Raw genomic sequence first — 21,592 nt, forward strand, 5'->3', positions numbered from 1 at the left:
TCAGGCCGACTGGCGGTGACTGCGGCGAAACTCGCCGGGTGTCTGACCGCTCCAGCGTTTGAAAGCACGTTGAAACGCTTCGGCTGAGGCAAAGCCCAGCAGGTAGGCGATTTCACCGAACGCCAGTTCGGTGTCACGAATGTAGGTCATGGCCAGGTCGCGACGAGTGTCGTTGAGAATTGCACGAAACTGCGTGCCTTCCTCGGTGAGTTTGCGGCGCAAGGTCCAGGTAGGCAGCTTCAGGCGTGCCGCCACTTCTTCCAGGTCGGGTTCCCGGCCACCATTGAGCAACGGCCCCAGTAACTGAGTGATGCGTTCACGCAGGCTGCGGGTGCGTGTCAGTTGTTCCAGTTCCCGTTCACACAATTGCAGCAGGTGTCGCCACGTACTCGGGCAGTGCAGCGGGTTGCGCTGAGCGAGGCTGGCCAGACTCAGGCGCAGTTGGTTCTGTTCGGCGCCAAACTGGATCGGGCAATCGCCCAGCACCGCATAAGCGTCCCGGTAATCCGGCTCGTCGAACTCGATCTCGATGCGCTCAGCGCTCAGGGGAACAGGGCTGACGCTGGACAATTGTTGCAACCAGCCGGCGATGATCGAATCCACCACGAAGCGGTTATAGGCGTTGTAAGGGCTGATGGAATAGAACCGCAGCCACGCACCTTGGGCATCTTCGTGGAAACTCGATTGACCGCGATAGTTGGAGCCGTACAAGGCTTCGAAGCGAATCAGGCAACGTGCCGCTTCGCGTACGGTCGGTGCCTGCGCGGCGGTAACCCCGGCGAGGCCGGCCTGGCTCAGGCGGCTGAGCTGGCCCATGCGTAAACCCAGTGCCGGGTCGGCGGTCAGTTGGATGGCGCCGTGGCCCAGGCGCATGTAGCGCGGGATCGACAGCCGGGCGCAGGCTTCGCCAAGCCGGGCGGGGTCCAGGCCATACTGGTCGAGCAGGGGCTGAGGATCGATGCCGTGACTGCGCACCGCGTCGGCCAGGCTGTGAACAAAGCCCACCGACAGATCGCCCAGACGCATCGGCAACGGTTTCATGGTTTACAACCAAAGGTTCAGCAAACGCGCGCCACGGAAGTTTCCACCGGCGAAATGCTGTCCGTTGCTGCTGAGAAAACTTTGCCCGGCGCTGCCCTGATCCCAGAACTGCCCGCGCAGGAATACGCTCATGCCGGCGATGGCCTGGCTGGCGGGCGGTTGAGCGGTCAGCGTCAGGCGGTGCCAGGCTTGACCCTCGCTCAGTTCGCCAGCCTTGAGGCTGACGGAATCGGGCGCCGAAAGACCCTTGTAGCCGCGCCATGGCTTGTCCCAGGCGCCGCGACCGATGACGAACGCCGGGACCGCGACCAGCTGCGCGCCCTGATCGTCGAGTTGGCGGTAGTTGTCCGGGTACCAGCTGTCGCTGCCGATCAACACGCCCAGGCGTCCGGCCGGGGTGTCGACGACATTGAGCGTGTGTTCGCCATTAGCCTGGATCACATCGCTTTCATCGACGATCGGGTGCATCTGGCGTTGTGGCTGGCCAATCGGCAGCCCGTCGCGGCCGAACACCACGCTGCTGTTGTACAGCGCACCGCGGCCGATTTTCAGGGTGCCGTCGATGATGCTCGGTTCGGGCAGCACGATGGAGCCCGCCACGAGCGTCACGTGAAATTCCTTTGCCAGCCCACCAAACAGGGCCTGGTAATCCTTGGCCATGCTCTTGGCTTTCATGCGCAGGTGCGCATCGTCGAGGCGGTTGTCACCCTTGGCGCCGATCAGCGCGCGGATGAACTTCAGCGGGTTGCTCACCGCCAGCCAGTTCATGGCTTCCTTGAACGTGGTGGCTTGATACAACTCGTCTTTCTCGCCGCTGACCATCAGCCAGGTGCCGACATGTTCGGGCAGCACCACGATGGTTTTTTCATTCAGCAGCCCCTGTTCCTGGGCTTTCTGCAAATAGGCCGCGAGTTTGCGGTGCAAGCGTTCGGTGCTTTGGTAGTCGGTGGGAAACAGTTCGGGCTGGATACCCAGCAGGTTGCCACGATCGGCAGGCGTTCCCTGATCGATGGCGAGATCGATGCGCAAGTCCGACAGGTAATGACCCGCCGGACGATCCGCGGCCCACATGGCGTAGGTCGTCAGGGCGGCAATCAATGCCATGGAGAAAGTCAGGTACAGAAGTTTGCGCATGGGAAAACAGTTAGTGGCCGTGTGCAGGGTTCATGATTGGCGTTCAGGATGGGGGACGAGGCTACGGTAAAACAACGCGTTGAGGGGCGGTTTTTTTGATTTTTTTGCGGTTTTGCAGCGAATGATGGCCGACGCTGGCGAACCAATGCAAAGACGCATCGCAATGATCCATATATGCCGAATTCGTCATGGCGTCGGCCTAAAGCGATCAAGCCGTGACGGCTGGAACGGGTCAGGCTGGACGGTCTGTTCAAGGAGGTGATTATGATCCGTCTGTCCCTGGCCGAAGCTCGCGAGCTGGCCGAATCGATCTTGCTGCACAACGGTTTCAACCTTGCCCACGCTCAGGCGGTGACAGCCACAGTGATTGCCGGCGAGCGCGATGGCTGCGCCTCCCATGGTTTGTATCGGATCCTGGGCTGCGTCAACTCACTCAGGGCAGGCAAAGTGGCGGCCGATGCCGAGCCGCAGGTCATCGATCAAGCGCCTTCGATCGTGCGCGTGGACGCGGCGGGTGGTTTTTCACAATTGGCGTTCCAGGCGGGGCTGCCGTTGTTGGCGCAGAAAGCCCGGGCAAACGGTATCGCTGCGCTGGCAATCAATCGCTGCGTGCATTTCTCTGCGCTGTGGGTTGAGATCGAGCAACTGACGGCGGCCGGTCTCGTGGCATTGGCCTGCAATCCCAGTCATGCCTGGGTGGCGCCAGCGGGCGGGAGCCAGCCAGTGTTTGGCACCAATCCCATTGCGTTCGGCTGGCCACGCTCGGGCAAGGATCCGTTTGTGTTCGACTTCGCCACCAGCGCGATTGCCCGTGGTGATATCGAGTTGCACCGGCGCGCCGGCAAAGCGCTTCCCGAGGGCTGGGGTGTGGACGCGCAGGGGCAGCCAAGCACCGATGCCAACGTGGTGCTCGATGCGGGTGCGATGCTGACGTTCGGTGGGCACAAAGGCTCGGCGCTGGCGGCCATGGTGGAGCTGATCGCCGGGCCGTTGATCGGCGACCTGACCAGCGCAGAGTCACTGGCTTACGACGCCGGCAGCAAGTCGTCGCCGTACCACGGCGAGTTGATCATTGCCCTTGATCCACGACGCTTTCTCGGTGAAGCCACCGAACAGCATCTGGCCCGTGCCGAGGTCTTGTTCGAGAGTATTGAAGGGCAGGGCGCACGGTTGCCCTCGCAACGGCGCTATGAGGCGCGAGCGCGTAGCCTGGTGGAGGGCGTCGAGATTCCCGAGGCGTTGTACAACGATCTGAAAGCGCTGCTGGGATGAGTGAGAGCGTGCGCCACCGGTAAACCGGTGGCGCTTTTTTTACAGGGGCGTGCGTTGACTGCTGCCATCGACCAGGCGAGCGATGCCCAGCGGGTTGGCATTTTTCAGCGGGTCGGGCAGAAGCGCGTCGGGACAATTCTGGTAGCACACCGGGCGCAGGAAACGCTCGATGGCCAGGCTGCCGACCGAGGTGCCGCGCGCATCTGAAGTGGCCGGATAAGGCCCGCCATGCACCATCGCATCGCAGACTTCGACGCCGGTCGGGTAACCGTTGAACAACACCCGGCCGACTTTTTGCTCCAGCAGCGGTAACAGCTCAGGGTGATTTTGCAGGTCGCCGGCTTCAGCAATCAGCGTGGCCGTGAGTTGCCCGTGCAAGTGCTGAAGTGCCCGTTGCAGTTCGGCTTTGTCGGCCACTTCCACCAACACTGTCGCCGGACCGAACACTTCTTCTTGCAACAGCGGGTCGCCATTGAGCAACAGACTCACGTCAGCCTTGAACAGTTGCGGCTGCGCCTGTGTGCCCTGTTGATCGCGACCGGCCAGGTGAGTGATGTTCGGGTGCGCGTGCAACGCCTGCACACCGTTGGCGTAGCTGTCGAGCGTGCCGAAGTTGAGCATGGTCTGCCCCGGTTGCGCGGCCATCACGGTGCTCAGCGATTGGGTGAAGGCGCTGAACGCTGGCGAGCGAATACCGATCACCAGTCCCGGGTTTGTGCAGAACTGGCCACAGCCGAGCACCACGGAGGCGGCGAGTTCGTTGGCAATTTTCTCGCCCCGCACTTGCAGTGCTTCGGGCAATACCAGCACTGGATTGATGCTGCTCATTTCGGCGAACACGGGAATCGGCTGCGCTCGTGCCGCGGCCATGTCGCACAACGCGCGCCCACCCTTGAGTGACCCCGTGAAACCGACAGCCTGAATCGCCGGATGTTTGACCAGGGTTTCGCCCACGCCAGAACCGTAGATCATGTTGAACACACCCTTGGGCATGTCAGTCTGCTCGGCGGCACGGATGATCGCGTCGGCCACGAGTTCGGCCGTCGCCATATGCCCGCTGTGGGCCTTGAACACCACCGGACAACCGGCGGCCAGGGCGGCAGCGGTATCGCCACCGGCGGTTGAGAATGCCAGCGGGAAATTGCTCGCACCGAACACCGCGACCGGGCCGACGCCGATCCGGTATTGGCGCAAATCAGCTCGTGGCAGTGGCTGACGCTCGGGCAGGGCCCGGTCGATGCGTGCCGCATAAAAATCGCCACGGCGCAGGACTTGCGCAAACAGGCGCATCTGGCTGCTGGTGCGCGTGCGCTCACCCAGAATGCGTCCGTTCGGCAGCGCCGTCTCGCGGGTCACCAGAGCGATGAAATCATCGTCCAGTGCCTCCAGTTGCGTGGCGATGGCTTCGAGAAACTCAGCGCGGCGTATAGCCGACAACGTGCGAAAGGCCGGGTAGGCGGCTGCGGCGGCCTGGGCGGCGGCGTCGACTTCTTCGTTGGTGGCCTGCATGAACGCGTAGGGCAGCGCTTCACCGGTAGTGGCGTCGTGGCTGCGCACGGTGATCTTGCCAGCGGCACTGCGCGTACCGCCGATGTAGTTGTGGCCGATGATCTGGGGCATGGAAAGCTCCTGTCGGAATGTAGGGGACTGGATCTGTAGGAGCGAAGCTTGCTCGCGAAGGCGGTAATACATTCAACAGAGATGTCAGCTGACACATCGTCTTCGCGAGCAAGCTTCGCTCCTACAGGTCTGCGGTGTCAGGCGAGCGAATCGCTGCGGCGTGCGGTCACTGGTTCGGCATCGTTCAGGGCGGCGATGCGCGCGGCAGATTCGCTGTCCACCAGGTGCAACGACTTGCCACGTGTCTCACGGGTCAGGCCGACCGCGATGATGGAGATCAGCGACGCGCCGACCAGGTAAAACGCGATCGGTGTCGAGCTGTGGTACTTGTTGAGCAAGGTGATCGCAATCAACGGGGCGAGGGAGCCGGCGAAGATCGGCGCCACCTGGTAGCACAGGGACAACGCGGTGTAGCGCACGTGGGTCGGGAACATTTCCGCCATCAGCGCGGAGTAGGGCGCGTAGGTCATCGACTCGATGGCCAGGCCCAGGGTGATGGCCGCCATGATCAGCCAGTTGTTGCCGGTGTCCATCATCGGGAAGCCGATGAAACCCCAGAACGCCGTGAGGATCGCGCCGGTCAGGTACACCGGTTTGCGCCCGACCAGGTCAGACAGATAACCCATCAACGGAATCATGAAGAAGTGCAGCAGGTGCGCGCCGAACATCAGCAGCAGAATTTCGGACGTGTCCTTGTGCACCACCAGTTTCAGATAGGTAATCGAGAACGTCACGACGGTGTAGTAGAGGATGTTTTCGGCAAACCGCGCGCCAATACCGACCAGCACGGAGCGCCAGTGGTGACGCAGCACTTCGACCACGCCCAGTTGCTGTTGCTTGGTCTGCGCCTGACGGGCCTGGGCTTCCTTGAAAATCGGCGCGTCATCGACGCTGGTGCGAATCCAGTAGCCGATCAGTACCACGAAGGCCGAGAACCAGAACGCCACGCGCCAGCCCCAGGCGAGGAATTGCTCCTCCGACAGGTTCGACGACAACAGCAGCAGCGCAACCGTCGCCACCAGGTTGCCGGCCGGCACACCGGCTTGCGGCCAACTGGCCCAGAAACCTCGGCGATTGTCCGGGCAATGCTCGGACACCAGCAGAATCGCGCCGCCCCATTCGCCGCCAAACGCGAAACCCTGGATCAGCCGCAGCAGCACCAGCAACACCGGTGCGGCATAGCCGATCTGGTTGAAACCGGGCAGGCAACCCATCAAGAAGGTGGTGATACCGACCACCACCAGGCTCAGTTGCAGCAGGCGTTTGCGGCCGTACTTGTCGCCGTAGTGACCGAACACCAGGCCACCCAACGGGCGGGCTAGAAAGCCCACGGCGTAAAGGGCGAAAGCGGCGATGATGCCGTCGATGGGACTGTCGGTCTGGCGGAAGAACAACTGGCCGAAGACCAGTGCCGACGCGGTGCCATAAAGGAAGAATTCATACCATTCGGCGACCGTGCCGGCCATGGCGGCGGCCACGACGCGCTTGAGTCCCGAGGGTGTGGTTGCGCGGTGAGCGTGTTGAGCGTTGGGCATGCTGGCGTTTCCTGTAGGGGCGCAAAAACAGGTAGCCGGGCCGGGGCCGCAAAGCCCCGCCCGGCAATCACTCAGAGACCGACGTCCGGCAGGTGCGGACGGTTGGCCAGGGCCTTGGCCATGATCTGCTCGACGAAGAGCCGATCTTCTTCCGGCAGGGCCAGGCGTGGCGGACGGGTCAGCGCACTGCCGCGACCGGCGATGGCTTCGCACAACTTGATGCACTGCACCAGGTCGGCACGGGCGTCGAGGTGCAGGATCGGCATCAGCCATTCGTAGATCGGCATGGCTTCGGCATAACGTCCGGCCTTGGCCAGGCGGAAGATGGTTTCGCCTTCTTTCGGGAACACGTTGGACATGCCCGACACCCAGCCTTCAGCGCCCACGGCGAGGCTTTCCAGCACCACATCGTCGAGGCCGGCGAACAGCACAAAACGGTCACCCACTTCGTTGCGGATGTCGATGAAGCGGCGGGTGTCGCCAGAGGAATCCTTGAAGCACACCACGTTGTCGCAGTCGGCCAGGGCAATCAGGATGTCCGGGGTCACGTCGTTTTTGTAGATCGGCGGGTTGTTGTAGACCATCAACGGCACGTCGGCGTTTTTTGCCACGTAGCGGTAATGCTCGGCGGTTTCGAACGGCTTGGAACCGTAGACCAGCGCCGGCATCAGCATCACGCCATCGACACCGACCTTGCGCACGGCGTTGGCGACCTTGGCCGCTTGCACACTGGTGAATTCGGCCACGCCGCAAATCACGGGCACACGGCCGCGCGAGGCATCGACCGCGACTTCGGTCACGGCGATTTTTTCTTCAGCGGTCAGCGAGGTGTTCTCGCCTACCGAGCCGCAAACCACCAGGCCCGACACGCCGTCGCGGATCACGTTGGAAATCACCTGATGGGTTTTATCCAGGTTGATCGAGAAGTCATCGTTGAATTGAGTGGTCACCGCGGGGAAGACGCCACTCCAGTTAATTCGCTTGCTCATTGTTGCCTCCGGGTTGTTTATTGTATTTCGTATACGATATTTAAAATGAAAAAATTCGGCTAGTGCTTTTTTCAGGTTTGTGGGGTTTTTGTCAGCCGTCGGTCGGGGTGGTCAGTGCTTCAGAGTGTTCAGGCACCGGGCCAGGTGTCTGACAGTCGATAGCCTTGTGGCCACGGATCGTTTGGATCGAGCAGCAATTGATGGGTGCCGGTAATCCAGGCCCGGCCGGAAATGCAGGGGTAGATAGCGGGGCGTCCGGCCACTTCGGTCAGTGAGTCAATCCGACAGTGGAATTCGGAGCCGATAATCGAGCGACCGATAAAGCGCTCGCCGACGCGCATCAAACCCTTGGCGTGCAACACCGCCATGCGCGCCGAGCAACCCGTGCCGGTCGGCGAGCGGTCGATCTTGCCCGGTTGAATCACCACCGCGTTGGCGCCGGTGGCGATGCCGTTCTCGTGGACGACGGGCGCGGCGATCTGGCAAAAGGAAATGTGCGACCACTCAGGGTTCAACGGATGCACAAAGCCCAATTGCTCGTTGGCGGCACGGGTGATTTTCAGCCCGACCGCCACCAGGTCGGCGGCTTCATCGGGGCGGATTGAAAAACCCAGTTCCCTGGCATCGGCGATCACAAAGCTGTCACCGCCATAGGCGGTATCGACCTTGAGGGAGCCGACACCTTCCACTTCGATCCACGCGTCGAGGCGATCGGCGAAGGACGGCACGTTTTTGATTTCCACCCGTTCGACCTTGCCGTCACGGCAATCGGCTACAGCCTCGATCAGGCCGCCGGGGGCTTCGAGCACCAGCCGGGTTTGCGGTTCGGTCATTGGCACGATACCGGTGTCGAGCAACACGGTGGCCACGCACAGGGAATTGGAGCCGGACATCGGCGGGGTATCCGCCGGTTCCATGATGATCCAGGCCATGTGCGCCCGCGGGTCCTTGGCCGGCACCAGCAGGTTGACGTGGCGGAACACCCCGCCACGCGGCTCGTTGAGCACGAAGTTGCGCAGGGTTTCATCCCTGGCGATCCAGCGTGATTGTTCCCAGACCGTGGCACCGGGCGGTGGTGCGACGCCGCCGACAATCACGTCGCCGACTTCGCCTTCGGCGTGGCAGCTGACTACATGAATCACTTTCGATGAGCGCATTGTCTCCTCCTTGTTTCGTCTGTTCGGGCCTCATCGCGAGCAAGCCCGCTCCCACAGTGATTGCGTACTCCCTGTGGGAGCGGGCTTGCTCGCGAAGGGGCCATCCGTTATTTCACCGACTTCAAAAACGCCGCGGTCTCGGCATGCACCGGATTACCAATCACCTGATCCGGCGAGCCGATCTCATGCACCAGGCCGTTGCGAAAGAACGCCACGCGGTCGGACACGTCACGGGCGAAGCGGATCTCGTGCGTCACCAGCACCATGGTCATGCCGTCTTCGGCGAGCATGCGCATGGTGTCCAGCACTTCGCCGACCAACTGTGGATCGAGGGCCGAGGTGGCTTCGTCGAACAGCATGTAGTCCGGTGACATGGCCAGGGCGCGGGCAATGGCCATGCGTTGTTGCTGGCCGCCCGAGAGCTTGCCGGGGAACACCTTGAGCTTGTCGCCCAGGCCGACGTGAGTCAGTTGCTGCACGGCCAGCGCCTCGGCTTCGGCCTTGCTTTTGCCCAGGACCTTGCGCGGTGCGAGCATCACGTTTTCCAGCACGGTCAGGTGCGGGAAGGCATTCCATTGCTGGAACACGATGCCGATTTTCTGCCGCAGGTGATTGAGGTCGGTTGCGCGGTGATGCACCTCGACGCCATCCACGCGGATGTTGCCCTTCTGGATCGGTTCCAGGCCATTGATGCACATCAGCAGGGTCGATTTTCCCGAGCCGGAGCCGCCGATGATGGACACCACTTCGCCCTTGTTCACGGTCAGGCTGACACCCTTGACCACATCAAGGTCGCCGAAGGATTTGTGTACGTTGTCGATCTCAATCATTTTCTTGCCACCTTCTTTCCAGACGAGCGCCGAGGCGTGCGACCACCAGGCTCATGACGTAGTAGATAAGGCCCGCGATGCACAGCACCAGCAGCGGTTCCTGAATGCGGGTCACGATGGTTTGCGAGGCGCGCAGCAGTTCGACGATGCCGATCCACATCACCAGCGCGGTGTCTTTCATCACCCCGAGCACCAGGTTCAGCCAGCCGGGGAAGGCTACCCGCGAGGCCATCGGCAGGACGATCCAGCGCAGGTCCTGGAAGAAACTCAGGCCCAGCGAACGGCTGGCCCGGCGCAGGGTCAGCGGTACCGACAGCACGCCGCCGCGCACGATCTCGGTGAAGTACGCGGCGGCGTAAACCCCGAGCACGATGCAGCCCACGCTGAAAGCACTGATGTTCAGGCCGACGATGCTCTTGAGCGAGTTGAACAGCACGAACTGGATCAGCAGCGGCACGCTGCGAAACACGTCCAGTACCCATGCCAGTGGCAGGCTGGCCCGTGGCAACAGCGCACGCAGCAGGCCGAACACCAGCCCGGCGAACGTGCCGAGCAGGATCGCCCAGCAAGTCAGTTGCAGCGTGATCCAGGCGCCGTTAAGCAGGAACAGCAGGTCGTTCCAGGAAAATCCGGTGGAAAACATAGTCACGTCCTCAGTAACGGAACAGCCGCCAGGCCATCAGCCGGGCCGTCGCGACGATCGCCTTGGCGATCAGGTAATACAGCACCGCGGCGATGGTGAAATATTCGAAAGTGCGGAACGTCTTGACGTTGTAGTCCTGGGTCACGCCGGTGAGGTCGTTGTTGAGCCCGACAATCACCCCCAGCGACGTCATCAACACCGCCCAGACCATCTGGTTGCTCAACGGGTAGAACACGATCCGCAACAGTTGCGGGACGATGATCATCCGGTAGGCCTGGAAGGCACTCATGCCCAGCGAACGCGCGGCCCGCACTTGCGTGCCAGGCACCGCCTTGAGCCCGCCGCGAAAGTTTTCCGCGAGATAGCCGGCATTGTTGAAGGTGATCCCGGCCAACAGCGCGAGCCAGGAACTGACGTGCAGGCCCATTGAGCCGAGGCCGAAGTACAGGATGTAGATCTGGAACAGCGACGGGGTATTACGGGCAATCGACACCCAGCCGTTGCCGATACCGCGCAGCAGCGGGTGTCTGGTTTCACGCATGACTGTCAGGGCCAGGGCGATCAGTACGCCGAAAATCATCGACAGCGCGGCGGTCTCGAACGTGACCCAGGCGCCGGCGAGCATGTCCGGCAAGGCGCGCAGGGTGGCGCGCCATTGGAAGGTGTAATCAAACATGCGCGAGGCTCTCCATCAGCAAGGCAGGTTGCAACCAGCTCGGCAGTCGCCCGCTGGCGCTGGCAGTGCAAGCGGCGTCAACGCACTCGGCGAGGCTGGCGAAGTGCACTTTTCGCCCCACCAGACCGGGTGCGTAATGGGCGTATTTGCCCGAGTTGGTCATTAAGGTTGTGGCGGCTGGCGGGATCACCGGCTCGCCGAGCATGCACCAGCAGGTGTCCGTCACCAGGGTGGCGCCGAAGGCTTCAATGACGCCGATGTGTCCGGCGTCACGCGCCTGTTCCAGCACCGCACGACCGCACGTGATGGCGAGCACCACCTCGGGGTGTTTGTGCCGGCCGTGACACAGCCGTGCGAGTCGGGCGAACTCGCTGAGCGAGAAGTGCGGGTTACCCAGCGAGACCACCTCCACGCGGTTGTCACGGGCACTGTTGAGCTCGCGCCAACTGCCCAGCAGGTCCGCCAGGCGGATTGTTTCCACAGGTATCGGGACGTCGGCTTCCAGTGCTTGTGCAGGGTCGAGTGCTTCCGGTGTGACCCTGGCGATATGAAACAACGGCGCGGCCGACGTGGTGGCGAACGCTGCGCCGAAGGCTTTCAGGTCGTCTAGGTCTGGCTGGTACTGTTCCAGCCCGAACACCAGCGGAATCCGGCTGCCCGCGAGGGCACCAATGTGGTAGCCGAGCAAGGGGTAAAACGCATCGTCGAGTTCGCCCAGTTCCGGTAATTCAACGCGCAGGCGGGCTTTGCGTGGTGCCTCCAGATGACAACCGATCAGGGGCGCGCGGCCGGTCAGGGCGATGCAGATATCCAGGTAATCCGGGTACTTCAACGTGCGCGCACCAAGCACGCTGTTGGCGTAGACCACCGCGTTGGATTCGGCCCAGACGATCTGCTCGCCGGCCTTCGGTGCGGTGTCGAGCAAGTAGGGGGCGCAGGTGAAACTGAGCTGCGCGCCCATCGCCATATAGGCATCGCCCAAGGCACTGGCCGGTTCGCCGAGCAACGGGTCGATGCCCAACGCTCGCCAGCGGCGCTGGTCCACGGAAATTGAATTGAGGGTGGTGGGCACCCGAACTTTCGCGCCCCACTGCACCAGTTGTTCGGCAAAACGCAGGCTCGCCGGTCCCGTGTAAATACAACCGTCGATGTGGGCCTGAGCGATATCCACCAATTGGTGGGCGCCTTGCAGTTCGGCCATGCGCAGGACAATCTGCATGGCCATCTGCGCGGCTTTGCCATGTTCGCCGTCGAGCAGCGAACGGTCGAACCCGCTGAGCTCAACCGACTCATTGGTTTCGCCTGTGTGCATCGGTGTTTCGGTTGGCTGCCAGCCATCGATGGGCACGTGATCGAACATCGCCAGCGAGGCGCCTTCGACTCGGGCAAAGGCTTTGCCGCGCAAGGTCGCGAAGGCCTCCCGGCCGATGCACAGCACCGGCAGGGAACGCTCGAAAATGGTCTGCGCCACCAGCACGCCCAAGGTCAGAATCTCATCGGCTTCGGCCAGGACCAAAGCGGCCGGTGCATGACCGTTGCTGATCAACTCCATCAGCACGCTGCTGCCGGTACACGAACCGCGACCACTGGGAATGGCCAGCACACGACCGTGCAGATGTTCGCCGCTGAGCGGATGGTGACGGTCGATGACTTCACCCGTGCAAGGGTCGACGCCGCCCCAGAAGCTCAGCCCGACATCGGCAAACAGCAGCGCGCCCTGGGCGGAGCCCGGGACCAGGTTACGACCGATGAGAGCAGTGGACCCAGGCATGCCGGACACCTTAGTAGTAGACCTTTGGCACGGTCAGGTCGGTCGGCGGGATTTCAGTGCCGACCCATTTGGTGAACAACTCGTTGTAGCGACCGCTGCGCACCTGCTGGTTGACGAACAGGTTGAGGTAGTTGAGCAGGCCGTACTCATTGCGCTTGGCACCGAGTGACACGTAGTCGATGGTGTAAGGCGCGTTGCCGGCGATTTTCAGGTTTTTGTATTTGCCCGACTTGATCGTCGCGGCGGCGACGGTGTTGGTTACTACCGTGGCGTCGATGTGACCCTGGGCCACCGCCAGCAGCGTGTCGTTTTGTGACTGGTAAGCGCGGAAGGTGCCGCTGCCCCATTTCTTCACATCGCCCTCCAGCGCGATGGCTTCAAAAGTGCCGCTGGTGTTGCCCAGCGCTTTGCCCTTGATGTCGTTGAAGCTGTTGATGCCGGTGTTGTCGCGGGTCAGCACGACCATCTGGAAGGCGAAGTACGGCACGGTCAGGCCAACGGTCTTGGCCCGTTCGAGGGTGTCGGAAGTCGAGGCGACGATCACGTCAGCCCGTCCGGAGATCAGTGCCGGAATGCGGTCCGGGAACGGCGTTTCCACCACTTCGGCCTCGACCCCGAGGATCTTCGCCAGGTCGTTGCAATAGTCCACGTCGAAACCGGCAGGAGCGTTGCTGGCATCGCGGAAACCCATGGGCGGGAAGTCCAGGGTCACGGCGCAGCGCAGCTTGCCGGAACCGATAATGTCGTCGAGCTTGTCAGCCTGCGCGGTGGCAATGAAGGAGGTACTGAGAACAGCGCTGAGGGCTACGGCAAATGCGGGGTTTTTCATAGAGGCCTCGTTCTGTGGATGTGCTGTTGAATATCGTATTGGGGATTTCGTATACGATATTAACAATAGCAATGGCCGTGCCGTTTTTGCTTTTACCGTCGAATTTTTGCCAACCCTTGAAGCAGGGCGGCTCAGCGCAAGCGAGCGGGGCAACGCTACGACGGTGTCGGTCGAGGAGGTGTTACGGAAGGGAGCACGCAGGGTGCGCAGCGCCCCTTAAAGGAACATTTTAACGACGGCTATCGCGGTACTGGCTGGGCGAAAGACTGGTGAGGGCGCGGAATTGGCGGCTGAACGCACTGTGGTCGGTGTAGCCGCAGCGCAGAGCGATTTCGGTGATCGGCAGGTCGGTGTCGAGCAACAGGCGCGAGCCTTCTTCCAGGCGGGACTTGTGGATCATCTGCCGTGGCGTGAGCTGGAACACCCGTTTGCAATGGCGTTCCAGTTGCGCCACAGAGAAACCGGCGATGGCCGTCAGTTCGGCCAGGCTGATCGGTCGGGCGAAATGACGGCGAATGTGTGCGTCCACCGCTGCCAGTTTCTGGAACGCCGGATGGTTGGACTGGGGCAGTTGCAGGTCGCGGGAAATGCCGGCGAGGCCGACGATCCGCCCCTGTTCGTCATGCAGGGCGAGTTTGTGGGTCAGGCACCAGACTGGCTGGTTGCCGAAATACAGGTGCAGTTCCAGTTGATCCGCCAGTTCACGGCCGGTGGCCAGCACGCGCCGATCCTGCTCGGTGTACAGCGGGCCAAATCGTGCCGGGAAGACCTGGTCCGCCGTCAGCCCGAGCAGTTGCCCGCTCTGCTTGAAGCCACACCGTCGAGCCAGGGTCTGGTTGACGAAGACATAGCGCGCCTCGCTGTCCTTGATGAAGAACACCACGTCCGCCAGGGTGTCGAGCAGCGTCGCGATGGGCTGCAGACTGCTCAGCAGCGTCGGCAAATCGCAGGGTTTGAACTGATTGAGTAAGGGGAACATAGCGCTGGGGGCCTGGTGGCAACTACCGGGATCATAAAGACTCGGCAGTGCCCCCGAAACCCCGGAGCGAGCGTTTACGCGGGCGGGGTGTCTTCCAGGCACATCAGGGTTTCGATACGTGCCGGGCTGAACGGCGGTCGCGGGGCCGAGGGTTGCCAGTCGAACAGGTACTGCAAGGCGCCGCCACACACTCGCCCCTGACAGGCGCCCATGCCGCAGCGGCTGGCCAGTTTTGCCGCACGCCAGTCAGCGTGCCCGGCCAGTGCCGCGTAGGGCACGTCTTCGCAGCGACAGACCAGCGTGTCGGCTTGCGCCAGTGACTTGAGGTGCGGGCTGAGGCTGAACGCGTTGTTCAACGCCTTGGCGAAACCCTGCCAACGTGTCCGACGCGGCCACAATTGGCGTGCCGCTGCGGTGTTACCGACGGCGGCATGCCCGGCAATGGCACCTTCGACCAACGCCAGTTCACTGCCGCCGAAACCGGTGCATTCGCCAGCGGCGTAGTGATCGGCAAGGCTCGTGGCTTGCCAGGCATCGACCGCGAGCGCCGTGCCGCCGAGTGCGCAACCCAGCGCCTGACCGAGTTGAATATTTGGAATCAGGCCGAAACCACAGGCCAGGCGATCACAGGCCAGTTCGACGATTTTGCCCTGTTGCCGCAGACGCACACCTTCCAGCCGTTCATTACCCAAGGCTGCCACGACGTGGGAGTCGGTGCAGTAATGACGATCAAACAGGCTGAAGGATTGCACAAGCTTGCCCGGCCAGCGTGGCAGTTGCAGGGCGAACCCGGCGACCGCAACCGAGGAGGCTTGCTCGGCAATGCTCAGCACGTGGGCGCCGTTGTGTTTCGCGGTGGACGCACTGGCCAGTAACAATGGCCCGCTGCCGGCGATCACCACGCGTTCGTCCTGCACCGGCAGGCCGCCCTTGATCAACGCCTGGAGTCCTCCGGCCCCCGTCACACCCGGCAATATCCAGCCGGGGAAGGGCAGCAGCAACTCACGGGCGCCGGTGCACAAAATCAGTTTGTCGTAGCCAATCAGCCATCCGTGATCGGCGTCTTCCACCAACAATTGTTTGGGGCCTGAACAGGCGATCACACGAGTGCCGCTGTAGTGGCGAATATTGCTGTTGGCATGCAGGCGCTCGCGCATCTGCCGTGCCTGATTCGGCAGGCTGGCCTGAGGCCCGTCGCGCCAGATCTGGCCTCCCGGCAACGGGTTGTCGTCGAGCACGATAATGCGGGCGCCACTGGGCGCGGCGGCGAGGGCGGCGCTCATGCCGGCGGGGCCGGCACCGATGATCAGCAAATCGGCGAATTCGTTCATGGTCGGGTCCGCACCTGCATGCCGTCATGACACAGCGTCTGGCAGGCCAGTCGGCGGCGTCCGTCGATGGTCACCCGGCATTCCTGGCAGATGCCCATGCCGCACAGCGGTGCGCGCCGCTGACCGCTGACCGAGGTGCGAGTACACCCGTCGTCGGCCAAGGCTAATGCCGCGGCGACAGTCGTACCTTCGGCGACCCGCAGGGTGCGGCCGTCCAGGACCAAATCAGGCATACACGGCCTCCCCGAGAAAACGTTGCGGCAGATAGGCTTGCGCCGCCAATGGCGGCGTCTCATTGAACAGTTGCGCGACCAGAATATCGGCGGTGCCGGGGGCCGTGGTGACCCCCAGTCCCTCGTGACCGACCGCCAGCCACAAACCATTGCGCGATGGGTGCTCACCAATCAGTGGCAGCCCGTCGGGGCTGGCGGCGCGAAAGCCGGTCCAGGCGCGGATGCCGTTGAGCTGGGCGAGGCCCGGCATGTACTCGGCGGCGCGCTTGAGCATTTTCGCGAGCATCCAGCCTTCGACCTGCGGGTCGGTGGTGCCGAATTGTCGCGAGGCGCCGATGAACAGTTGCCCGGTCGGCCGGGGCTGAATGTTGCAGGCGGTCGATGGCCCTGTGGCGTTGTGGGCGCTGGTGACATAACCCAGTTCCACCAGCGTGTGGGTGACCTTGCCGGGGTAGCGGTCGGTGATCAGCAAGTGGCCTTTTTTCGGTTCGATCGGCAACTCGGGGCACAGGTCGTTGGCCTGGATGCCGTTGGCCAATATGACTGCCTCAGCGCTCAACCACTGGCCGTCATCGAGTCGCACGCGATTGCCATCGACCTCGCTGACCCGCGCCCTGCGTTGCTCGATGTCGGCGGTGTCGAGCATCCAGTTGGCGGTCGCCGGAGCGTAGAGAATGCCGTCGCCGTTGATCAACAAACCGCCTTCGAGGTCTTCGCGCAGTTCAGGTTCACGGGCGCGCAAGGCGTTACGAGCGATCAACTCGCAGGCAACGCCCTGGGTCTGAAGGTTCAGGTATTTGCTGTGGGCCACGGCCATTTCTTCGGCATTGGCTGCCAGCCACAACGTCCCGTTGCTGCGGTAAGCGCAGCCTTCAGGCAAGTCCGGCGCCAGTTCGCGCCAGCGTTGCAGCGAGTATTGGCTCAGGGCCAGCTCGGCCGGGTTGTCGTCGAGCACCAGCAAGTGGCCCATACCGGCGGCCGTCGCGCTGTGCAAACCAGCGTCCAGCACCAGCACGCGCAAGCCGCGCCGGGCCAGCGCCTGGGCGCACGCGGCACCGATGATGCCGGCGCCGATCACGATGACATCGGCCTCCAGGCCTTGGCTCATGGACGAATGCCCCAGGCGAACGGGTCGTCCTGTTCGATGATCAGGCTGGCCTCGGCGCTGATGAAGGCGCGGCCACGAATCGTCGGTACGATGCGCTCGCCGTGCTGTTCGTAGGAGCCTTCGAACTCGCTGCCGATGACGCTCGCCTGGCGCCAGATCTGGCCCGGCTGCAATTTGTCATCGGCGGCCAGGCACGCCAGTTTTGCACTGGTGCCGGTACCGCAAGGTGAGCGGTCGTAGGCCTTGCCGGGGCAGAGCACAAAGTTGCGGCTGTCGGCCTGTTCATCCTCGGCGAACAGTTCGACGTGGTCGATCAACCCGCCGTCTTCGCCACGTATCCCTTGAACGTCCAGTGCTTGTTGCACGGCGAAGGTGTAGGCGGTCAACGCATCAAGGTTGTCGCTGGCGACGCGCAAACCATGCTCGGCGATCAGGAAAAACCAGTTGCCACCCCAGGCAATATCACCAACCACTTCGCCGATTCCCGGCACCTGCAACGCCACGGCTTTGCGATAACGGTAGGCCGGTACGTTGCGCACGCTGACGGAGTGGTCGTCGTGCAAGGTTGCCTGCACCGTGCCGACTGGCGTTTCGATGCTGTGCATGCCCGGACCGATCTTGCCCAGGTGAGCAAGCGACGCCACCAGGCCGATGGTGCCGTGGCCGCACATGCCGAGGTAACCCGAGTTATTGAAGAAGATCACCCCGGCACAGGCCGCAGGGTCAACCGGTTCGCACAGCAGTGCGCCGACCAGCACATCACTGCCTCGCGGTTCGAGCACGCAGGCGGTGCGCCATTGGTCATGGTGTTCAGCCAGCCGTTGAAGACGTTCGGCCATGCTGCCGGTGCCCAGCTCGGGAAAACCGGAGGTCACCAGGCGGGTGGGTTCGCCGCCGGTGTGGGAGTCAATCACGGTGATACGTTTCATGAGTGGGCCACGTCCGTTCAGATGAGTGAACGCAAGAGTGGCCCGTGCGGGGGGTTGCAGGCTTGATGGTTTTACCCGGTGCCGATGACGAAATCGGCACAGTACCGCGGTCTGTCAGTGGTGGTGGGGCAGGTGCTCGAACAGGGTTTTGCAGACCCCGGCGATGTGTTCGTCCAGCAGCTTCACCGCCCGGTCGACGTCACCGGCGCGACAGGCTTCGAGGATCTCCCGGTGTTCGTGATCGGCGCGCTCCTTGCCTGCGGAAAGGCTCATTTGCATGCGCAGGTAACGTTCCAGTTTGTCGTTCACCGAACGGATCAGGCTCACCAGAAACGGACGTTGTGCCGGTTCATAGAGGCAGGCGTGCAGTTCCCAATTGAGCTCGGCCCAACGTCCCACATCATCTTCGCCGACGAACTCCTGGCAGATGCGTTCGGCCCGGGCGAAGGTGTCTTCGGTCATGTTGGGAATGGCCAGGCGAAGCACCTTGTCTTCGAGCAACATGCGCACTTCGAACATCTGCGCCAGCTCGGCATCGGACACCCGTGTGACCATCGCCCCGCGATTGCGCTGGAACATCACCAGGCCTTCGGCTTCCAGGCGCTTGAGGGCCTCACGCACCGGGATCTTGCTGACGTTGAACTGCCGGGCGATGTCGTCCTGGCGAATCGGCTCGTCCTCGGCGAAATGCCCGGCGACGATGGCGTCACGCAGATGGCGTGTGATGATTTCAGATGTCGAAGGCGCATTGCCCAAGTCTGGAGCATTGAATTTGGGTAGGGTCACGGCGGCAGTCGTTCGGATTGAGTTGGAGATATGGTATACGAATTTTCATTGGGTTCAGTGCACTTGCGCTGCCTTTCGACAGCCGCACCCTGACTCCCCGGGCGTGAATTTTCAGTTTGATTAGAATGTATGGTCTCCAATTTGGCAGGACGCTGGATTGTCCGTTGAGGTGAACAGGAGCACGCTCGGCGAGTAGGCTGGCACCCTTTCAGTAATGCACCCAAGCCACTTCCTTGATGCGATCCAGGAAGGGCAAGTGTTTGGGAAAAAGGATGCTCGAGAAAGCAGCCGTAAAATCGTGTCGATCGATTTGTGGTCGATCAAAAAAATTCCCGGCCAACAGCTCGTTTTGAGCCCGCTTCGCCAACTCAGTCCACGGTGCTTGGAGCTTCTTACCGGATGCTCTCCAATCCCAGATAGCCATCCATTCCTTGCTCTCCAGGTCCGGAATGGCACTATCCGTTTGCAGCAGCAGGTACGCTTTACCTCCATCATACGGGTTGAAGGGGTAGTCAAATTGGCAAATTTGAAAGCTGAAGTGCTGCGCCATGATTGTGAGCAATTTTGGGCGCACCTCCTGCGCAATCACTTGGTGTGGGAGGGCAAGTTTACCTGCTATCAGATGATCAAAGACTCGCCAATCCACAGACTGGAGGATATCGATCCGATCCGTGCCTGCGGCAAAACGCTGCGGCCTCTCGACGATCAGCAGCATCATGGGTATGGATTTGAGCCATTTGATTGCGGTCCTTAATTCTGCGGCGGTCGGCACGCAAGCAAGATGTACCTGGTTAGACCGGGACGTAAGGTCTGTCCAAAAGGCGTAGTGACTGCGACCAAACTTGAGTACGGGCTCGGGGTCGGCAACCAGATCATGACGACCTTCAGCCTTTGCCTCCACCGCGAGTGAACTCCAGGGGGTCGTCGAATGTTCCGCAGTCACGTCATAGGCCTCCACGGTACCCGCCATGCACTCTGCAAATTCTTTGCGACGGCGCTTCAGCTGATGCTTGATCCATCGTGCGTGTCGGTCCAACTCGCCGTAGGTGTATCGAAGGAGTCCCTCGCTGGGGACTGTAACTTCCTGGCGTAACACGACAATGGGCGCCAGTCCCGAAAGGCCCGTACCCTGCACGCAAGCCGGCACATCGGCGGATTCTGCCTTGGCCGTTAACGTGATGGCGACAAATGGTTTTTGCGATGGTGTGCAGCCCATGGCCGCGAAGCACGACTTTTCTTCCGGGTGCAACATCGCACCGGCGGACAGCGGTTCAAAGGTGCGTACATTGGGGCATAAGAGGGAGCCTCCTACTGCCCGCAGGGCATCCCGAAACCCGGTGCGAGGCAAATGATGTCGCCCGTTGGCAGACACCACGACGGTCTTGGGACGTAACCATGCATACAGGGTGTGGAAGTTTTCGCAATGATCGTTGAGGTATACCCGTCCTCCATGGTGCGGCGCTTTCAAGACGTCGATGCCCAGCCCCGCTGGGTGTTGTGCGGCGATGTAGGTCCAGTTCTCCTGATCGCCGGGAAACACTAAACGCTTACGATGGTGCCCGTCGAGGGTAACGTCCAGGACCACGACCAGTGAGGTGTCATTTAGGATCGAATTCCCGAAGAACTCGGGTTCAAACTCCGACTGCGTGGCCTCAGCCGCCTGTGTTAAGGCCTCGCGGTGAGGTAAGTCAAGTGAGGGCAGGTGTTCCTCGAAGTCCTCGGGAGAAAGTACAACTCCGCCGTTGAAGAGATTGGCCAGATTTTGCTGTTCGTCGCTGCCCTGTTCTTCTTCCGCCTCAAGCAGCCACTGCAAAGGCAGAGGGCGGCGCCTTAGGAGTGCCGACAGATTGGCTGCTGAGGCAAGTGTCAGGCTCTTCATCAGCTTTGCTGCGGGCGAGATGATGGACAAGACGATCCGACCGTTGGCGTAGCGGGTTTTGAAACCTTCGAGCGGATAGGAAATGGGAATGTGCTGACTTTTTAATTGTTCCTCCACAGCCAGCGCACGGCTCACCGCCTCGCTCACGCGGGGTGCAAACAACCATTTCAGCCGTTTGAAGGTGGGTAGGCAAGGCCCGAGATACTCCCCGATAGATATGCCGGAAGCGAGCAGTTCGGGAATGCCGCCCTGATGATCCGCGTCGACATGACTCAAGACCAGTACGTCAATGTCGGGCTTTCGATCCGTTCGTGGTGTGTTCTTGAGGTGGGTGATCAATGCCGGTGGCAGCGCCATTCCGGCGTCCAGCAGGCACCTGAACACGACTCTGTCCTCTGCGACTACTTCGACAAGTGTGCAATCACCATGACCTACATTGAATGAGCGCATCCGGACTTCATCCGGGGCGGCGGTAACGGTTGGGATGAGACTGGACGTTTTCTGTTGAAGCGGCATTCAACGAGCTTCCTGCTGGGGTATGACAAGGCAAAGTAGAACTTCGAAGCGGGCAGTTTTTAGTTCAGGCCCTGTGTCCTAAGTAAATAAACAGGGCTGCGTACCCAGGCAGCGCTGCTCGTCCCCGGGTGCATTTCTCATCGGCACTACCTAGTGCCGAGTTTGCCCCATCGGCGGCGTGTGATGGAGTTGGATCGGCACTTCAGGCATTTCCGTTACCTCAAATTAGGTCCGGGTGATGATATCGAGGCGTGGTGAGCGTGCAGTGCCGCTCGTATCGAAATGCCAGTACAGTGTCGTAGTATAGGGTTTCGTCGGCTGAAAATGTCTCCTG

At 61.8% G+C, this 21,592-nt stretch carries 19 protein-coding genes; 1 reads left to right on the top strand and 18 read right to left on the bottom strand.

All coding sequences use genetic code 11. The features are described 5' to 3' along the window. Both J4E42_RS19790 and J4E42_RS19795 read right to left on the bottom strand, forming a co-directional pair. Complete coding sequence (locus J4E42_RS19790) at positions 1–1,041, bottom strand: AraC family transcriptional regulator (RefSeq protein WP_207285966.1); 1,041 nt, start codon at positions 1,039–1,041, stop codon at positions 1–3. A gap of 3 nt (positions 1,042–1,044) precedes the next feature. Beyond that, positions 1,045–2,175: a carbon-nitrogen hydrolase family protein gene (locus J4E42_RS19795; protein ID WP_207285967.1), complete on the bottom strand. Its 1,131-nt coding sequence runs from the start codon at positions 2,173–2,175 to the stop codon at positions 1,045–1,047. A 264-nt stretch (positions 2,176–2,439) separates the two neighbouring features. Here J4E42_RS19795 and J4E42_RS19800 point away from each other — a divergent pair, with 264 nt between their 5' ends. Then, entirely contained in the window at positions 2,440–3,447 is a 1,008-nt protein-coding gene (locus J4E42_RS19800; protein WP_008024639.1) for an Ldh family oxidoreductase, read from the top strand. Between the two features lie 39 nt (positions 3,448–3,486). On the opposite strand, the gene J4E42_RS19805 is transcribed toward J4E42_RS19800, so the two are convergent. From J4E42_RS19805 to J4E42_RS19880, 16 genes are all read right to left on the bottom strand, one after another. Then, positions 3,487–5,067: an aldehyde dehydrogenase (NADP(+)) gene (locus J4E42_RS19805; RefSeq protein WP_207285968.1), complete on the bottom strand. Its 1,581-nt coding sequence runs from the start codon at positions 5,065–5,067 to the stop codon at positions 3,487–3,489. Between the two features lie 137 nt (positions 5,068–5,204). Continuing rightward, positions 5,205–6,602, bottom strand: coding sequence for an MFS transporter (abaF, locus tag J4E42_RS19810; protein ID WP_207285969.1), 1,398 nt, complete (start codon positions 6,600–6,602; stop codon positions 5,205–5,207). Between the two features lie 71 nt (positions 6,603–6,673). After that, a complete protein-coding gene (locus J4E42_RS19815) occupies positions 6,674–7,591 on the bottom strand; it encodes a dihydrodipicolinate synthase family protein (protein WP_008042630.1) in 918 nt (305 codons plus the stop codon). A gap of 128 nt (positions 7,592–7,719) precedes the next feature. Further along, positions 7,720–8,748: a trans-3-hydroxy-L-proline dehydratase gene (locus J4E42_RS19820; protein WP_008024643.1), complete on the bottom strand. Its 1,029-nt coding sequence runs from the start codon at positions 8,746–8,748 to the stop codon at positions 7,720–7,722. Between the two features lie 107 nt (positions 8,749–8,855). Continuing rightward, complete coding sequence (locus tag J4E42_RS19825; protein WP_008042626.1) at positions 8,856–9,578, bottom strand: amino acid ABC transporter ATP-binding protein; 723 nt, start codon at positions 9,576–9,578, stop codon at positions 8,856–8,858. Next, positions 9,571–10,221 (bottom strand): amino acid ABC transporter permease, encoded by a 651-nt coding sequence (locus J4E42_RS19830; RefSeq protein ID WP_008024645.1) that lies wholly within the window; start codon positions 10,219–10,221, stop codon positions 9,571–9,573. Before J4E42_RS19830 ends, J4E42_RS19825 begins: the two co-directional genes overlap by 8 nt. Positions 10,222–10,231: 10 nt before the next feature. Then, the gene (locus J4E42_RS19835) at positions 10,232–10,897 is read right to left on the bottom strand and encodes an amino acid ABC transporter permease (RefSeq protein ID WP_008024646.1); all 666 of its coding nucleotides are present in this window, start codon (positions 10,895–10,897) and stop codon (positions 10,232–10,234) included. Continuing rightward, entirely contained in the window at positions 10,890–12,668 is a 1,779-nt protein-coding gene (locus tag J4E42_RS19840; protein WP_207285970.1) for an aconitase X, read from the bottom strand. The genes J4E42_RS19835 and J4E42_RS19840 overlap by 8 nt, the downstream gene beginning before the upstream one ends. Before the next feature lie 10 nt (positions 12,669–12,678). Beyond that, entirely contained in the window at positions 12,679–13,497 is an 819-nt protein-coding gene (locus J4E42_RS19845; RefSeq protein ID WP_008024648.1) for a transporter substrate-binding domain-containing protein, read from the bottom strand. A gap of 229 nt (positions 13,498–13,726) precedes the next feature. Then, on the bottom strand, positions 13,727–14,476 hold the full coding sequence (locus tag J4E42_RS19850; protein WP_207285971.1) for an AraC family transcriptional regulator: 750 nt from the start codon (positions 14,474–14,476) through the stop codon (positions 13,727–13,729). Positions 14,477–14,550: 74 nt separating this feature from the next. After that, the gene (locus J4E42_RS19855; protein WP_207285972.1) at positions 14,551–15,807 is read right to left on the bottom strand and encodes an FAD/NAD(P)-binding oxidoreductase; all 1,257 of its coding nucleotides are present in this window, start codon (positions 15,805–15,807) and stop codon (positions 14,551–14,553) included. Then, positions 15,804–16,040: a 2Fe-2S iron-sulfur cluster-binding protein gene (locus J4E42_RS19860; protein ID WP_008042619.1), complete on the bottom strand. Its 237-nt coding sequence runs from the start codon at positions 16,038–16,040 to the stop codon at positions 15,804–15,806. Before J4E42_RS19860 ends, J4E42_RS19855 begins: the two co-directional genes overlap by 4 nt. Then, positions 16,033–17,148 carry an FAD-binding oxidoreductase gene (locus J4E42_RS19865; RefSeq protein ID WP_207285973.1) on the bottom strand — a complete coding sequence of 372 codons (1,116 nt, stop codon included), beginning with the start codon at positions 17,146–17,148 and terminating at the stop codon, positions 16,033–16,035. Before J4E42_RS19865 ends, J4E42_RS19860 begins: the two co-directional genes overlap by 8 nt. Then, on the bottom strand, positions 17,145–18,077 hold the full coding sequence (locus tag J4E42_RS19870) for a 4-hydroxyproline epimerase (protein ID WP_207285974.1): 933 nt from the start codon (positions 18,075–18,077) through the stop codon (positions 17,145–17,147). The genes J4E42_RS19865 and J4E42_RS19870 overlap by 4 nt, the downstream gene beginning before the upstream one ends. A gap of 114 nt (positions 18,078–18,191) precedes the next feature. Next, positions 18,192–18,863, bottom strand: coding sequence for a GntR family transcriptional regulator (locus J4E42_RS19875; protein WP_008029632.1), 672 nt, complete (start codon positions 18,861–18,863; stop codon positions 18,192–18,194). A 208-nt stretch (positions 18,864–19,071) separates the two neighbouring features. Beyond that, positions 19,072–21,258 (bottom strand): hypothetical protein, encoded by a 2,187-nt coding sequence (locus J4E42_RS19880; RefSeq protein WP_207285975.1) that lies wholly within the window; start codon positions 21,256–21,258, stop codon positions 19,072–19,074. Positions 21,259–21,592 lie beyond the last annotated feature (334 nt).

Origin of the sequence: Pseudomonas sp. FW300-N2A2 (assembly GCF_017351735.1) — a bacterium.
In the GTDB taxonomy this organism is placed as follows: domain Bacteria; phylum Pseudomonadota; class Gammaproteobacteria; order Pseudomonadales; family Pseudomonadaceae; genus Aquipseudomonas; species Aquipseudomonas migulae.

Excerpts from the sequence above, each read along its gene's own strand:
- J4E42_RS19880 (WP_207285975.1), bottom strand. The coding sequence starts at position 21,258 with ATGCCGCTTCAACAGAAAACGTCCAGTCTCATCCCAACCGTTACCGCC.
- J4E42_RS19860 (WP_008042619.1), bottom strand. The coding sequence starts at position 16,040 with ATGCCTGATTTGGTCCTGGACGGCCGCACCCTGCGGGTCGCCGAAGGT.
- J4E42_RS19815 (WP_008042630.1), bottom strand. The coding sequence starts at position 7,591 with ATGAGCAAGCGAATTAACTGGAGTGGCGTCTTCCCCGCGGTGACCACT.
- J4E42_RS19795 (WP_207285967.1), bottom strand. The coding sequence starts at position 2,175 with ATGCGCAAACTTCTGTACCTGACTTTCTCCATGGCATTGATTGCCGCC.
- J4E42_RS19825 (WP_008042626.1), bottom strand. The coding sequence starts at position 9,578 with ATGATTGAGATCGACAACGTACACAAATCCTTCGGCGACCTTGATGTG.
- abaF (WP_207285969.1), bottom strand. The coding sequence starts at position 6,602 with ATGCCCAACGCTCAACACGCTCACCGCGCAACCACACCCTCGGGACTC.
- J4E42_RS19805 (WP_207285968.1), bottom strand. The coding sequence starts at position 5,067 with ATGCCCCAGATCATCGGCCACAACTACATCGGCGGTACGCGCAGTGCC.
- J4E42_RS19820 (WP_008024643.1), bottom strand. The coding sequence starts at position 8,748 with ATGCGCTCATCGAAAGTGATTCATGTAGTCAGCTGCCACGCCGAAGGC.
- J4E42_RS19830 (WP_008024645.1), bottom strand. The coding sequence starts at position 10,221 with ATGTTTTCCACCGGATTTTCCTGGAACGACCTGCTGTTCCTGCTTAAC.
- J4E42_RS19800 (WP_008024639.1), top strand. The coding sequence starts at position 2,440 with ATGATCCGTCTGTCCCTGGCCGAAGCTCGCGAGCTGGCCGAATCGATC.
- J4E42_RS19845 (WP_008024648.1), bottom strand. The coding sequence starts at position 13,497 with ATGAAAAACCCCGCATTTGCCGTAGCCCTCAGCGCTGTTCTCAGTACC.
- J4E42_RS19870 (WP_207285974.1), bottom strand. The coding sequence starts at position 18,077 with ATGAAACGTATCACCGTGATTGACTCCCACACCGGCGGCGAACCCACC.
- J4E42_RS19850 (WP_207285971.1), bottom strand. The coding sequence starts at position 14,476 with ATGTTCCCCTTACTCAATCAGTTCAAACCCTGCGATTTGCCGACGCTG.
- J4E42_RS19840 (WP_207285970.1), bottom strand. The coding sequence starts at position 12,668 with ATGCCTGGGTCCACTGCTCTCATCGGTCGTAACCTGGTCCCGGGCTCC.
- J4E42_RS19790 (WP_207285966.1), bottom strand. The coding sequence starts at position 1,041 with ATGAAACCGTTGCCGATGCGTCTGGGCGATCTGTCGGTGGGCTTTGTT.
- J4E42_RS19865 (WP_207285973.1), bottom strand. The coding sequence starts at position 17,148 with ATGAGCCAAGGCCTGGAGGCCGATGTCATCGTGATCGGCGCCGGCATC.
- J4E42_RS19855 (WP_207285972.1), bottom strand. The coding sequence starts at position 15,807 with ATGAACGAATTCGCCGATTTGCTGATCATCGGTGCCGGCCCCGCCGGC.
- J4E42_RS19835 (WP_008024646.1), bottom strand. The coding sequence starts at position 10,897 with ATGTTTGATTACACCTTCCAATGGCGCGCCACCCTGCGCGCCTTGCCG.